The following is a 13,598-nucleotide window of genomic DNA, read 5'->3' as shown; positions in this document are numbered from 1 at the left end:
GTCGGTGAGGCCACCGCGCGGCCGGAAGGCGTTCCTCAGCGGTCGGGCCGGAACGGAGCGCTCCCAGGTAGGCCGTACGCGCGTGACAGCCGTGCGGCCGCTCCCTCTGTCGGCCCCGGTCTCCTGCGGGAGGACGCGGACACGGACGCGGAATCGGTCGTCAGGTCGTCAAGCAGTCAGGTGGTCAGGCCGTCAGGCCGTGAGCTCCTGCTGGAGGGCGTCCCGGAGGCGAGCGGCTCGCTCGGCGACCTCCGCCGGGCCCAGCTCCACGGCACGGGCGCACCACTGCTGTCCCTCGACGAGGTGTCCGCGGCGGGCCGAGAGAAGGGCCAGGCGGAGGGCTGCCCGGCCGTGGCCGGCCTCGGCGGCGCGCACCCACCACACGGCGGCCTCGGGCTCGCTGCCCTCCCGCGCGAGGAGCAGCCCGAGGTTGAAGGCTCCGTTGCTGCTGCCCGCCTCGGCCGCGGTGCGGTACCAGCGGGCCGCCTCGACGACCTCGCCCCGCGCGGCGGCGAGCATGCCGACGCGCACCTGGGCGCGCCGGTGGCCCTGGCGAGCGGCGCGCTCGTACCACTCCTCGTACTCGGGGCGGGCGTCCTCGGCGTCACCGCCGGTCCCGGCCCCCTTGGCGACCTTGGACCCCTTGGCGCCCTTCCCGCCCTTGTCGGTCCGGACGTCCTTGCTCTTGTCGCTCTTGTCGCCCTTGTCCGCCCTGTCGGACCGGGCCGCCCTGCCGGTGGGCCCGTCGGACGCGTCCGGCTGACCAGCCGCCGCCTTGGCAGCGTTGTCAGAACGGTCGCCCCCGGCCCCCTTCCCCGCGCCGGCGGCTCTGGCCGCCTTCTCCCGGGCCTCCTCGTCGGCCGCCGCGCGGTCCAGCAGCGCACCCAGCCGGAAGGCGGCCTCCGCGCTGCCGCCGCCCGCCGCGCAACGCAGGTGTCGCTCGGCCGCGGCGTCGTCGCCGTCCCGCAGGAGGGCGATGGCGACCTGGAGGGCCGCCTCGGTGTGCCCGGCGGTGGCGGCCCGCTCGTACCACTGGTGCGCCTGCGCGTCCTCGCCGCGACCGGCGTGCAGGATGCCGAGGTTGAAGGCGGCGTCGACGCTGCCCGCCTCGGCCGCCTTGGAGAACCACGGCTCGGCGCCCGCCGCGTCACCGCGCTGGAGGAGCAGTACCGCCAGCGCGTTGGCGGCCTCGCGGTGCCCGGCGTAGGCGGCACGGCGGTACCACTGCTCGGCCTGGGCGGCGCGGCCCTGCTCGGCGCAGAGCAGCCCGAGGTTGTAGGCGCCGTTGGTGTCACCGGCGTCGAGCGCCGCGCGGTACCAGCGCTCGGCGGTCTGGGTCTCGCCGCGGTCGGCGTGCAGCGCACCCAGCGCGTTGGCCGCGTTGCCGTCGCCGTCCTGGGCCGCGCGGTGCCACCAGACGGCCGCGCTGTCGGCGTCACCGGCGTCCCGCAGCAGGAAGCCGAGCGCGCAGGCGGCGCGGGCCTCGCCGTCCTTGGCGGACATCAGATACCAGCGGCCGGCCTCGCGGGTGTCGCCGCGCTCCTCCAGGAGCGTGCCGAGGTGCAGGGCGGCGCGCCGGTGGCCGCGGGCGGCGGCCTGCCGGTACCACTGCTCGGCCTCCGGCTCGCGGGCCCGCGCCAGCGTGTCGTGCGGGGCGCTGGACGGGCCGCGCTCGGGGTCGGGCTCGCGCTGGTCGAGGATGCGGGCGAGGCGGTACGCGGCCTCGCGGTGGCCGCGCTCCGCGGCGGCCCGGAACCAGCGCTCCGCGCCGATGTCGCTGCGGTGCTCCAGCAGGTCGGCGAGGGCGTACGCGCCGAGGGCGTGGCCGGACTCGGCGGACTGGCGGAGCCAGTACTCGGCGGCGGGCTCGTCGCCCTGCTCGCGGTGGTGGCGTCCGAGCGCGTGCGCGGCCGCGGCCGAACCGGCGACGGCGGCGATGCGCCACCAGTTGGCGGCCTCTTCGGTGGAGCCTCGCTGGTGGAGAAGGACCCCGAGGTTGTTGGCGGCGGCGCGGTCGCCCGCGGTGGTGGCGGCGCGCAGGAACGGCTCGGCTCCGTCCAGGTCGCCCCGGCGCAGCAGCAGCGCGCCGAGCACGCTCATGGAGGCGGTGTCACCCGCCTCGGCTCCCGTGCGGTACCGCGTCTCGTCTTCGGCGTCCTCACGCGCGTGCAGATACCGCCCTGTCTCCAACAGACTTGCCCTGTCCCCCATAAATTCCATCGTCGCACCACCCGCAACCCGCGTACACCTGGTATACCGCAGCCAGTGAGGTCACTTCAGCGTTTTGTCGACATGCCCACAGAGAGATAAGTCAAACGCGAGAACCCCCGTTACCTGGTGCACGACACACGACAAGGCCCGGATCCGTTGAGGATCCGGGCCTCGTCCTTTAGTAGCGGGGACAGGATTTGAACCTGCGACCTCTGGGTTATGAGCCCAGCGAGCTACCGAGCTGCTCCACCCCGCGCCGTTGTGTGTTTACCGTACCACGGCGCGAGATGGGGCCTTCAGCTCTCCTCCGACCGGCCCTTCTCCTCGGGCTTCTCGTCCTGTTGACCGTCCGAGCCGCCGTCCGGCTTCTGGTCCTGCTGCGCGTCCGCCGCCTTCTGGGCCTTGTCGGCGCGGTCCAGCGCCGCCTTCAGGTCCTTCTGGGCCTGCTCGTACGCGGACCAGTCCGGGCCGCCCTCCGCCTGGAGCGCCTTCTGGCCGGCCTCGTACGCCTTCTGCGCGTCGTCCAGGGCCTGCTGCACCGACGGGTTGGTGGAGCCCGGCCGCGAACTGTCGCCGCCCGGTGGCTCCTCAGGCGCGTCGGGCGCCTTCGCCTGGTCGAAGACGGCGTCCAGGGCTTCGCCCAGGGTGTTCTCGAACTTCGTCTTGCCGTTGTACGAGACACCCACCCGCTTCAACAGCGGATACGCGTTGCGGCCTTGGGCGTAGACGGGCTCGATGTACAACATCCCGCCTTCGAGTGGCACGGTCAGCATGTTGCCGTAGGCGATGCTGGAGTCGGCGCCCTTGAGGTCGCGGACGAAAGTGGCCACCTTGTTCAGGCTGTTGAGCTTGTTCTGCACCTGCTCCGGGCCGTCCACGTCCTTGGTGACCCGCAACAGCCTTATCTTGCCGTAGTCGTTGCTGGCGGCATCGGCGTCGACCGCCATGAACGCCCCCAGGTTGGGGCGCCCGCTGGGCGTGAAGGTCGTCGTCAGCGAGAACTTCTGCTCGGCCTGCCCGGGCATCTTCATGCTCAGGTAGTACGGCGGAACGGCGCTGTCGCCACGGGTGGTGGTCGGGTCGTTCGGCACCTGCCACGCGTCACTGCCGCTGTAGAACTGCGTCGGGTTGGTGACGTGGTAGCGGGTGAGCAGCTCACGCTGGACCTTGAACAGGTCCTGCGGGTAGCGCAGGTGCTCCATCAGGCTGTCGCTGATCTCGTCCTTGGACTTGACCGTGCCCGGGAACGCCTTCTTCCAGGTCTTGAGGACCGGGTCCTCGGTGTCCCACTCGTAGAGGTTGACCGTGCCGTCGTAGGCGTCGACGGTCGCCTTCACCGAGTTGCGGATGTAGTTGACCTTGTTCTGCTGCGCGACCACCTCACGCTGCCCGTCGGTCAGCGAGTCGGCCGTGGTGTCCCCCAGCGTCGTGCGGGACGCGTACGGGTAGCCGTTGGTGGTGGTGTAGGCGTCGACGATCCACTGGATCCGGCCGTCGATCACCGCCGGGTAGGCGTCGCCGTCGATGGTCAGCCACGGGGCGACCGCCTCGACGCGCTCCTTGGGCGTGCGGTTGTAGAGGATCTTCGAACCCTTGCCGATGGCGCCCGAGTAGAGGATCTGCGGCTCGCCGAAGGTCAGCGCGTACGCCGCGCGGTTGACCGGGTTGGAGAGGTCGACCCCGCCCTTGCCCTTGAAGCTGGTGGTCTTCTCGCCGTTGGCCTCGTAGTCCAGCTCCTTCTGCGGACCGCCGACGATCGAGTACTGCTCGGTCTTCTCGCCGTAGTAGATCCGCTGCTGGTACGTCTTCTGGTCACCCCTGGTCGGCAGCCCGGACTCGGTGAAGTTCGGGGAGCCGTTGGCGTCCGTGGAGGTGCCCTTGGCCGTGATCACGCCAAAGCCGTGGGTGTAGGTGAAGTGGTCGTTGATCCAGTTGTGCTTCGGGATGCCCTTGATGTTGAGCTCGCGCAGACCGACGACCGTGTCCTGGCCGTCGTAGCGGTCGACGTCCAGGGTCGCCGGGAACTGGTAGTACTTCCGCTTCTGCTCCAGCTGCTGGAACGTCGGCGAGATGATGTTCGGGTCGAGCAGCCGGTAACTGGCCGCCGACTCGGCGGCCGCCCGGAGCTTCGTCTTGTCGTCGCTCGTGCCCTGGCCGGCGTAGTCCTTCACCTCGGCGTCGTCGATGCCGTACGCCTTACGGGTGGCCTCGATGTTCTTCTTGATGTACGGCGCTTCCTTGGCCTGCTCGTTCGGCTGGACCTGGAACTTCTGCACGATCGCCGGGTACAGCCCGCCGATCAGCACCGCCGAGAGGACCATCAGCCCGAAGCCGATCACCGGCAGCTGCCAGGTGCGCCGCCACAGGGTCGCGAAGAACAGCCCCGCGCAGATCACCGCGATGCAGAACAGGATCGTCTTGGCCGGCAGATAGGCGTTGGCGTCCACATAGCGGAGGCCGGTCCAGCTGTCGGTGGCCTTGAAGTCGCTCTCCTTGACCGCCAGGCCGTACCGGTCGAGCCAGTACGCGACCGCCTTGAGGGCGACGAAGATGCCCAGCAGCACCGAAAGGTGGCCGGTGGCGGCCCCCGTCGCGCGGGAGCCGGGGCTGGTGATGCGCAGCCCGCCGTAGAGGTAGTGCACCAGGGCGGCGGCGATCAGCGACAGCACCGCGGCGGCGAAGCCGAAGCTCAGCAGGAAGCGGTACCAGGGCAGGTCGAACGCGAAGAAGGACACGTCCTTGTGGAACTGGGGGTCCTTCTCGCCGAACTTGACGCCGTTGGCATACAGCAGCCAGGTGCGCCACTGGCCGGACGCGGACGCGCCGGCGATCAGGCCGACGATCGCGCTGACCGCCACCAGCACCCAGGTCTTGTAGGGCGCGATGCCCATGCGGTAGCGGTCCAGGTTCTGCTGCTCCAGCGACATCGCGCTCAGCGGCGGACGCAGCCGGTGGGCCAACCAGATGTTGAAGCCCACGGCCAGCGCCATCAGCAGGCCGAAGACCGAGAACAAGCCGATCTTGGTCCACAGGGTGGTGGTGAAGACCGACGAGTAGTGGACCGAGCGATACCACAGCCAGTCCGTCCAGAACCCGGCGAACATGACGAAGAGCATCGCCAGCACGGCCAGCACACCCAGGGTCAGGAGCAAGGTCCGGACGCGCCGGGACGGTCGGCCGACTCTGATCCGTGGCCCCGTGGGGCCTCCGCCGCGGTCCGGCATCTGGAAAGCCAAGGTGCGCACCTCGAAGATTCGATGTCGATAGAGCTCAGTCGAGCGAGACCCGAGATAGTAGGGCCCACTGGTGCAACTTACTCAGGCTTTACCCAGTTCCCGTTTTCGGGTCCGATCAAGGCACGATATTGCCCATGTCCAACCTTCCCGACCCCGCGGCATCCTCCGATGCCTCCTCCGAGTCCTCCCCCGGCTCGACGCCGATGGCCGCGAGCCCGCTGACCCGTGCCGTGCTGGAGATCGACGACTACGCCTCCGGCCTGGGCTGGGACCAGCCCGCCCGGCTCTTCGCGCTCGTCGACACCGCCCGGCTGCGCGCGCAGGAACCCGCGCTCGCCGCCCAGCTCGGCCTGGACGAGGAGACGGCGGGCCAGAGCCCCGCCGCCTCGCTCACCCCGATCGAACAGGACGAGTTGCCCGCCGGCGCCCAGCTGGACGAGTTCCTCGCCACCATCGCCTGGCCCGACGCGGTCGTCGGCTGCGCGCTGACCGTGGAGCGGCTGATGCTGCCGCCGACCGCCGAGGGCTCGATGCCCGAGGGCCTGAACCAGGCGCAGCTGGCCCGCTGGGTCGCCAAGCACCCGGAGCGCAAGGAGGTCCGCATGACGGTCGCCGTGCTGCGCGACGGGACCCGCGAGTCGGCCGTGCGGCTGCGGGAGAAGGACTCGCCGACCGAGGTGCTCACCGGACCGGACCTGGTGCCGGGGCTGGCCGAGGCGCTGTCGGCGACGTTCGAGGAGTAGCCGGCCGCCCGGTGCGACGGGCCGACGCGGCGGGCCGACGGCCGGCCGCGTCAGCCCCGCGGGGCTGCTTCCCGGGGCCGCTGCGGGGGCTGTTCCCCACGGGCCGCGGCGGGGGGCTGTTCCCCACGGGCCGCGGCGAGGGCTCGGGACTCAGGGCCTCAGCCCTTGGTGCAGCTCGGGAGCTCCTCGGTGTCGCCCTCGCTGATGTTCCGCAGGGCCTTCACCGCGTCGTCGATGGTGTCGACCTTCACCAGGGTGAGGCCGCCGGGGGTGTCCCTGGCCGCCGCCGCGCAGTTGTCCTTGGGGGTCAGGAAGTACTCGGCGCCCTTGCTCCGCGCGCCCACGGTCTTCATCTCGACGCCGCCGATCGGGCCGACCTTGCCGTCCGGGTCGATGGTGCCGGTGCCCGCGATGAACTTGCCGCCGGTCAGGTCCTCCGGCGTGAGCTTGTCGACGATGCCGAGCGCGAACATCAGACCGGCGCTGGGTCCGCCGACGTCCGCCAGCTTGATGTCGATCCGGAACGGCAGCGTGTAGTCGACCCCGGGGGCGATGCCGACTATCGCGCGGTCGTCACGGTCGTCCTTCGCGGTGGTGAGAGTGACCGAGACCGCGTCCTCGGCGTTCGGCTCCTTGCCGTTCTTCCGCGCCTCGGCGGCCGCCTTGGCCGGGATCACGGAGACGACCACCTTCTCGCCGGGCTTGTGCTCCGCGATCAGCTTGGCGACCTCGTCGCGCCGCCGCACCGGCTTCTCGTCGACGGCCTTGATCAGGTCACCGGCGTGCAGCTTGCCCTCGGCGGGGGTGCCCTTGAACACGGACTGCACCACCACGTGCTCGGTGACCTTGATCTTCAGCTCCCGCAGCGCCGCGACCTTGGCGCTGTCCTGGGACTGGGTGAACTCCTCGGCGTTCTCCTGATCCACCTGCTCCGCTGTCTTGTTCTTCGGGTAGATGGTGTCGCGCGGGACCACCAGGTCCTCGTCCGATGCCCAGCCGTAGAGCGCCTCGAAGAGGTTCATCTTGTAGTCGGCGCCGGTCACGCGGACCGTCGTCATGTTGAGGTTGCCCCGCGACTCGTACGTCTTGCGCCCGTTGATCTGGAGCACCCGCTCGCCGTCGTGCTCACCCAGGGTGTCGTACGTGGGCCCCGGCGACATCTCCGCGTACGGCACGGGGATCAGCAGCCCCGCGCACAGCAGCGCGATCAGCATCAGAAGGGAGGCGAGCATCGTCGCGGTGCGGCGTGGCATGGAACGACAGTACGGGACGGCCATGACGGTCCACCTTCGGGGCCGGTCCGTCCGGGGCCCCCGGGGCAGGGGCGGCGGCGGGTGCCGGCCGCGCGGGGCGTGATCCGTGGAGCCGCCGGCTGAGACGTCGCTTCAGAGGGCGTCGGAACCGGAATGCGTCCGCTGCATCGCCTCGCGGAACCGCTCATAACCGGCCAGCTCGGCGCCGTCCCCGGTCTTCCGGTTGCGCGTGGCCCAGCTCGCGTATACCGCGGCGATCCCCGCGGCCGCGACCGGAATGAGCAACCAGAGAAGCGCAGCCACAGCGGCCTCCCGACCCCTTACCCAAGAGCTCCTGACAGATGAGCAGATTAATCCTCCGCCAGCTCAACGCTCACGCCAGGGTACGTGTTACGCAACCGCACACCACGCCCCTGCTCCCTCACCGGCGGCACCCCCGAAAACGCCCCACGCCGGGCGTGGAACCGCCCCTAAGAAGGCAGTACCACAACGAGGCGCTACGCGCCCACCCGCCCGATCGTCGCGCGCCCCCTAACGAGGCGCTACGCGCCCACGCCGACCCTCGAAGCGCTACGCGCCCACCCGCCCACCCGTCGCCCGACCACCACCCCTCAACGAGGCGCTACGCGCCGACCCGCCCACCCGTCGCCCGACCACCACCCCCCAACGAGGCGCTACGCGCCGACCCGCCCACCCGTCGCCCGACCACCACCCCCCAACGAAGGGCGCTACGCGCCGACCCATTCTTCTGTGCCGTCCGAGAAGTGTTGGTGCTTCCAGATCGGGACCTCGCGCTTGAGGTCGTCGATCAGGCGGCGGCAGGCGGCGAACGCCTCCGCGCGGTGCGGGCAGGAGACCGCCACCACGACCGCCAGATCGCCGATGGTGAGATCGCCGACCCGGTGGACGGCGGCCAGCGCGCGCACCGGGAAGTCGGCCGCCACCTTCTCGGCGACGCGGCGCAGCTCGGCCTCGGCCGTGGGATGGGCGGAGTAGCCGAGCCCGGCGACCCCGGCGCCGCCGTCGTGGTCACGCACGGTCCCGACGAAGAGCGCGGTACCGCCCGCGGCGGCGTCACCGACCGCCCCGAAGACCTCGTCCACCGACAGCGGGGTGTCACGGATCGCGAGGAGCCGTATCGGGTCGTCTGCCGCCCGCTCACCGGGGTGGTCGTACGTGTGTGCCATGGGGTCCATCGTGCCGCACCCGTTCTCGCGATCGGAATACCGTATCGCGGAATCCGACTTTCACCAGGCGCCCCCGGGACGGGCTCGCGCCTCGGAGAGGGGCTAGCGGACCGGACGTCGGCTCGCGGACCGGACGCCGGCTCGCGGATCAGATGCGGCGGCGTGCCTTGCGGGCCCGGCGCACCAGCGCCGCGGTGCCCAGCAGCGCGACGGTCGCTCCGGCGGCCCCCGCGGCGGTGGCGTCCTTGCGACCCAGCCGGCGACCGGCGACCGTGTGTCGTCCGGAGACCTCCTCCAGCAGCTCGGCGAGGACCTCCTCGTTCGTCCACTTGGGCCGCCAGCCCGCCGCGTGCAGGCGGCTGCCGCTGACCGCCCAGGGGTGCATGGTGTACTCGAGGTCGCCGGCCGGTGACGGGGTCAGCCCGAGCCGGTGCAGCCGGGAGGCGGCCCCCAGCGCGACGGCCGACGGCAGCTCCATGCGCCGGATGCCGGAGAGCTCCTCGACCTCCTCCTGCTCCAGCCAGCCGTCGCAGGCCACCGCCAGCTCGCCCTCGACCTTCTCCAGCGCCGCGTACTCCAGGGCGCTGACCAGGTCCTCCACATGGCAGAACTGCCAGGTGGGGCGGGATCCGGCGACGACCAGCAGGCGCGGGGACTCGAAGTAGCGGGTGAGCGCGGTGTCCGTGCCGCCGACGAGGATCGCCGGCCGGAGGATGGTGACGTTCAGCCCCGGGTGCGCACGCGGTGCGCGGCGTCCCAGATGTTCTATCTCCAGCAGGTCCCCGACGCCGGTGGCCTCGGCGGTGGCCCGCAGCTCGGCGTCCTCGGCGAGCGGAACATCGTTGTCGGCCAGCGCGCCGTAGACCATCGCCGAGGTGCACAGCACCACCCGGCGCACCCCGGCGGCCGCGGCGGCCGTCAGCACCGTCTGGGTGCCGCGCACGTTGTACGCGGTCCGCGCGGCCGCGTCGGTCCCCAGATCCAGGTCGACGGCGAGGTGGACCACCACGTCGGCGCCGCGCAGCTTGTCCGCGATGGCCGGGTCGCGCACGTCCAGGACGTGCCAGTGGGCGGTGAGCGCCTCACCGCGCCGCTCGTCGATGGCCAGGACCTGCTTGACCTCCGCGGACTCGGCGAGCCGCTGCGTGAGCAGTGCTCCGACCCCGGACGCGGCTCCGGTCACCGCCACGACGGGACGGCGGGCGGCGTGGGCCGTATCGTTTCGCGCTGCGCGAACTTCTCGGTCTGGGGAACTCACCGGGCGACTCCAGCGGTTGTCTTCAGTACACACGCGATGACGCGTACGTACGAGGTGACGTCCATCCTGCCGCAGGCCATGGATCGGCGGAGCACCGAGCCCGGAAACCGGCGAGGTGTCTACGCTGGGTGGTGATGTCGGGCATTCGCCGCCGGCCGGAGCCGGCGGCCCTACGAGCCGAGGAAACCCGTGAGTGACACCCCATTCGGATTCGGCCTTCCGCCGGAGGAGCCGGAGGACGGCGACAACGGTAAGAAGAAGGACGGCCAGAGCGGCGGCCCGAGCCCGCAGAATCCGTTCGGGTTCGGCGCCGGCGGTGCCGGCGGCGCGGACAACCCCTTCGCCGCGATGTTCGGCTCGCTCAACCCCGGCGACCTGGGCGCCGCCTTCCAGCAGCTGGGCCAGATGCTCTCCTACGAGGGTGGCCCGGTGAACTGGGACATGGCCAAGGACATCGCCCGGCAGACGGTCGCCCAGGGCACCGCCGACGGCTCCAAGGACGCCAGCGTCGGGGCCGCCGAGCGCTCCGCGGTGGAGGAGGCCGTGCGCCTCGCCGACCTGTGGCTGGACGGGGTGACCTCGCTGCCGTCCGGCTCCGGCACGGCGGTGGCCTGGAGCCGCGCGGAGTGGATCGAGGCGACGCTGCCGGTCTGGAAGGACCTGGTGGACCCGGTCGCGGAGCGGGTCGGCTCGGCCATGGGCGATGTGCTGCCCGAGGAGATGCAGGCCATGGCGGGCCCGCTGCTCGGCATGATGCGGTCCATGGGCGGCGCGATGTTCGGCAGCCAGATCGGGCAGGCACTGGGCGTGCTGGCCGGCGAGGTGGTCGGCTCCACGGACGTCGGGCTGCCGCTGGGCCCGGCCGGCAAGGCGGCCCTGCTGCCGGTGAACATCGCCGCCTTCGGGTCCGGTCTGGGCATCCCCGAGGACCAGGTGCGGCTCTATCTGGCGCTGCGCGAGGCCGCCCACCAGCGGCTGTTCGCCCATGTGCCGTGGCTGCGCTCGCACCTGTTCGGCGCCGTCGAGGGCTACGCGCGCGGGATCAAGGTCGACACCGCCAAGCTGGAGGACGCGGTCGGCCAGCTCGACCCGACCCACCCCGAGCAGCTCCAGGAGGCGCTGCAGCAGGGCATGTTCCAGCCGCAGGACACCCCGGAGCAGAAGGCGGCCCTGGCGCGGCTGGAGACCGCCCTGGCGCTGGTGGAGGGCTGGGTCGACGCGGTGGTCCACGCGGCCGCCGCCCCGCACCTGCCCGCCGCCGACGCGCTGCGCGAGACGCTGCGCCGCCGTCGGGCCACCGGTGGCCCCGCCGAGCAGACCTTCGCCACGCTGATCGGCCTGGAGCTGCGGCCGCGACGGCTGCGCGACGCCTCCCGGCTGTGGGCCTCGCTGACCGACGCCCGCGGCATGGAGGGGCGCGACGGGCTCTGGGAGCACCCGGACATGCTGCCGACCGCCCAGGACCTCGACGACCCGGACGGCTTCGTCCACCGCGAGCATCTGGACTTCTCCGAGCTGGACAAGATGCTCGGCGAGGCGGCCCAGAGCGGCGGCACGGCCAAGCCGGCCGCCGACGACTCGGACACCCGTGGCGCCCAGGGCGAGGGCCGGGACGGCGAGGGCGACGACGCCCGGTGAGCCTGCATGAAGACGCCGCCCTGGTGCTCCGCGGGTTCCCGGGCCAGCCAGAGCTGCGCGAGCTCTACCTGGACCACCTGGCCGGCCACGCGGACGGGATGTGGAAGGCCTGTGAGGCGGGGCACATCACCGCCAGCGCGCTGGTGATCGACCCCTCGCGCGGGCGCGTGCTCCTCACCCTGCACCGGAAGCTGCGCATGTGGCTCCAGATGGGCGGGCACTGCGAGCCCGGCGACGCCACCCTGGCGGACGCGGCGCTGCGCGAGGCCACCGAGGAGTCGGGCATCCAGGGCCTCTCCCTGCTGCCCGTCGGGCCGGTGCGGCTGGACCGCCACCCCATCCCGGCGCCCTGCAACTGGCACCTGGACGTGCAGTACGCGGCGGTGGCGCCGCCCGGCGCCGCCGAGGCGATCAGCGATGAGTCCCTCGACCTGCGCTGGTTCGACTACGACGAGGTGGCGGGCGTGGCCGACACGTCGGTCGTCCTGCTGACCGAGGCGGCGCGCGCGGCGCTGTAGCGGCGCCGGCCGCACCGCCCGCCCAGGCATGTGTAAGGGGCGGCCTCCCTGGGAGGCCGCCCCTTACACGTACGCCTCGGGCGTCGGTGGAACGATCAGCTCCAGACGTTGCCCTGGTTCTGGCCCCGGGCGCCCTGCTGGCCCATGCCGAACTGGGCGGCCGCCCCCTGGCCGATCGTCGCGTTCTGCGGCGGGAGCTGCTCGCTGGGCTGGACGAGCGCGTAGCCCTGGCCCAGGAAGCTGAGCTCCCAGCCCTCGCCGGTGTTCCCCCGTCGCCGCCACACGCCCGAGGAGTGCGTCTGGGCCTGCATCTGGACCCGCAGCGAGCTGGACCAGGCGACGATCGCGTCGGCGTCGGCGTTGACGTACTTGTCCGGCGTGACCTGGAGAACCAGCGGTTGACCGGAGGTCATCAGGGCGACCTTGCCCTGCCCGGAGATGTTGAGGTTGTACTTGCCGGAGCCTGAGATGCCGAACTGGCTGTCCACCGCGATCACTTCCCAGTGCAGGGTGGAGTCCAGCGCCAGCACGTAGGCGCTGTCGACGGTCAGCCCGTCCCGGTCGACGTCCACGATGTGGATGTACTGGGCGAGATTGGCGAAGTAGACGCTCCCCTGGCCCGAGCAGCGCATCAGGTCCAGGCCCTCGCCGGTGTTGGCGCGGGCACGCCGCTGCGACTGGGTCTGGAACTCGGCGTCGAACTCGATCAGCCCCTGGTAGGCGACCATGGCCCCCTTGCGAGCCAGGACGTCCTCGTGGCCGCTGAGGGTGACCCGCAGCAGCTGCGGGTTCTGGATCGCGTACCGGTCCTGCGACTGGTTCTCGGTGTGGGCGAAAAGCGGGCTCTGCATGGTGTGGTTCGCTCCCCCTCAGCCCCGGGCCCGGAGCCGGTCGGTACTGTCCTCGCTGGGCTGCACGACGACGAAGCCCTGCCCGGAGAAGCCGAGCTGGTACGCCTCGCCGCTGCCCCGGCCGATCATCGACGAGGCCTTGAAGCTGCGCTTGCCCTTCATCTTGAGGCTGGTGGACCAGGCGACGAGCGCGTCCGGGTCCACGTACGTCTCGTCCTCGCCGCGCCCGCAGTCGACGACGATCGGCGTGCCGCGCGAGGTGAGCGCGACCCAGCCGGTGCCCGAGACGGCCACGTTGAACAGGCCCTGTCCGGCGAACTTGGCCATGCCCTTGACCCGCTGGACGCCCCACTGGAGGTGCGCGTCGAAAGCGAGCAGGTTGGTGCCGTTGACGGAGAGCGAGTCGCCGTTGAGGTTCACGCAGACGACGTCCGCGCCGTAGTCGGCGAGGTAGAGCAGCCCGTCACCGCTGCACTTCATGAGCGGGGCGCCCTCGCCGGTGAGCCACTGGGAGGCCATCTGGCGCACGGCGGGCGGGTTCGGCTCGTACTGGACGAAGCCCTCGTACGCCACCATCGAGCCGGTCCGCGCGAACAGGTCCTGGCCGCTCCGCATGGCGACCTTGAGCATGCTGCTGCCGTGGTTCTCCATGCGGGCGGCCACCGGGGTCGGGGCGTAGCCCGCGATCATTTGCTGGTCCATG

The 13,598-nt window shown here is 71.7% G+C and carries 11 protein-coding genes and 1 tRNA gene; 3 read left to right on the top strand and 9 right to left on the bottom strand.

Annotated elements, in window-relative coordinates; translation table 11 throughout:
• Positions 1 to 192: 192 nt before the first annotated feature.
• The 3 genes from CD790_RS03250 to CD790_RS03240 all read right to left on the bottom strand — a co-directional run bounded on the left by CD790_RS03250 (position 193) and on the right by CD790_RS03240 (position 5,435).
• Positions 193 to 2,220 (bottom strand): tetratricopeptide repeat protein, encoded by a 2,028-nt coding sequence (locus CD790_RS03250; RefSeq protein WP_144381416.1) that lies wholly within the window; start codon positions 2,218 to 2,220, stop codon positions 193 to 195.
• Positions 2,221 to 2,393: 173 nt separating this feature from the next.
• A tRNA-Met gene (locus CD790_RS03245) sits at positions 2,394 to 2,467 on the bottom strand.
• 40 nt (positions 2,468 to 2,507) lie between these two features.
• Positions 2,508 to 5,435 carry a UPF0182 family protein gene (locus CD790_RS03240; protein ID WP_144381881.1) on the bottom strand — a complete coding sequence of 976 codons (2,928 nt, stop codon included), beginning with the start codon at positions 5,433 to 5,435 and terminating at the stop codon, positions 2,508 to 2,510.
• 146 nt (positions 5,436 to 5,581) lie between these two features.
• Here CD790_RS03240 and CD790_RS03235 point away from each other — a divergent pair, with 146 nt between their 5' ends.
• Complete coding sequence (locus CD790_RS03235; RefSeq protein WP_144381415.1) at positions 5,582 to 6,190, top strand: PPA1309 family protein; 609 nt, start codon at positions 5,582 to 5,584, stop codon at positions 6,188 to 6,190.
• 158 nt (positions 6,191 to 6,348) lie between these two features.
• Here CD790_RS03235 and CD790_RS03230 read toward each other — a convergent pair whose 3' ends face one another.
• The 4 genes from CD790_RS03230 to CD790_RS03220 form a co-directional block, all read right to left on the bottom strand.
• Positions 6,349 to 7,443, bottom strand: a complete 1,095-nt coding sequence (locus CD790_RS03230; protein WP_144381414.1) for a PDZ domain-containing protein — start codon at positions 7,441 to 7,443, stop codon at positions 6,349 to 6,351.
• 132 nt (positions 7,444 to 7,575) lie between these two features.
• Positions 7,576 to 7,746, bottom strand: a complete 171-nt coding sequence (locus CD790_RS34390; RefSeq protein ID WP_186318849.1) for a hypothetical protein — start codon at positions 7,744 to 7,746, stop codon at positions 7,576 to 7,578.
• Between the two features lie 425 nt (positions 7,747 to 8,171).
• Positions 8,172 to 8,630, bottom strand: coding sequence for a molybdenum cofactor biosynthesis protein MoaE (locus CD790_RS03225; RefSeq protein WP_144381413.1), 459 nt, complete (start codon positions 8,628 to 8,630; stop codon positions 8,172 to 8,174).
• Positions 8,631 to 8,778: 148 nt separating this feature from the next.
• Positions 8,779 to 9,888 carry an SDR family oxidoreductase gene (locus CD790_RS03220; protein WP_144381412.1) on the bottom strand — a complete coding sequence of 370 codons (1,110 nt, stop codon included), beginning with the start codon at positions 9,886 to 9,888 and terminating at the stop codon, positions 8,779 to 8,781.
• A gap of 189 nt (positions 9,889 to 10,077) precedes the next feature.
• Here CD790_RS03220 and CD790_RS03215 point away from each other — a divergent pair, with 189 nt between their 5' ends.
• Positions 10,078 to 11,526 carry a zinc-dependent metalloprotease gene (locus CD790_RS03215; protein ID WP_144381411.1) on the top strand — a complete coding sequence of 483 codons (1,449 nt, stop codon included), beginning with the start codon at positions 10,078 to 10,080 and terminating at the stop codon, positions 11,524 to 11,526.
• Positions 11,523 to 12,044, top strand: coding sequence for an NUDIX hydrolase (locus CD790_RS03210; RefSeq protein WP_144381410.1), 522 nt, complete (start codon positions 11,523 to 11,525; stop codon positions 12,042 to 12,044). Before CD790_RS03215 ends, CD790_RS03210 begins: the two co-directional genes overlap by 4 nt.
• A 95-nt stretch (positions 12,045 to 12,139) precedes the next feature.
• Here the strand turns inward: CD790_RS03210 and CD790_RS03205 are convergent, their stop codons facing one another.
• Positions 12,140 to 12,895, bottom strand: coding sequence for an AIM24 family protein (locus CD790_RS03205; protein ID WP_144381409.1), 756 nt, complete (start codon positions 12,893 to 12,895; stop codon positions 12,140 to 12,142).
• Positions 12,896 to 12,913: 18 nt separating this feature from the next.
• Positions 12,914 to 13,597 (bottom strand): AIM24 family protein, encoded by a 684-nt coding sequence (locus CD790_RS03200; protein WP_144381408.1) that lies wholly within the window; start codon positions 13,595 to 13,597, stop codon positions 12,914 to 12,916.
• Position 13,598: the final 1 nt, after the last annotated feature.

This window comes from Streptomyces sp. SAJ15, assembly GCF_007595705.1.
Classification (GTDB): Bacteria; Actinomycetota; Actinomycetes; order Streptomycetales; family Streptomycetaceae; genus Streptomyces.
This window is presented reverse-complemented; position numbering and strand designations above follow the sequence as displayed.

Excerpts from the sequence above, each read along its gene's own strand:
- CD790_RS03250 (WP_144381416.1), bottom strand. The coding sequence starts at position 2,220 with ATGGAATTTATGGGGGACAGGGCAAGTCTGTTGGAGACAGGGCGGTAT.
- CD790_RS03240 (WP_144381881.1), bottom strand. The coding sequence starts at position 5,435 with ATGCCGGACCGCGGCGGAGGCCCCACGGGGCCACGGATCAGAGTCGGC.
- CD790_RS03235 (WP_144381415.1), top strand. The coding sequence starts at position 5,582 with ATGTCCAACCTTCCCGACCCCGCGGCATCCTCCGATGCCTCCTCCGAG.
- CD790_RS03230 (WP_144381414.1), bottom strand. The coding sequence starts at position 7,443 with ATGCCACGCCGCACCGCGACGATGCTCGCCTCCCTTCTGATGCTGATC.
- CD790_RS03225 (WP_144381413.1), bottom strand. The coding sequence starts at position 8,630 with ATGGCACACACGTACGACCACCCCGGTGAGCGGGCGGCAGACGACCCG.
- CD790_RS03205 (WP_144381409.1), bottom strand. The coding sequence starts at position 12,895 with ATGCAGAGCCCGCTTTTCGCCCACACCGAGAACCAGTCGCAGGACCGG.
- CD790_RS03200 (WP_144381408.1), bottom strand. The coding sequence starts at position 13,597 with ATGGACCAGCAAATGATCGCGGGCTACGCCCCGACCCCGGTGGCCGCC.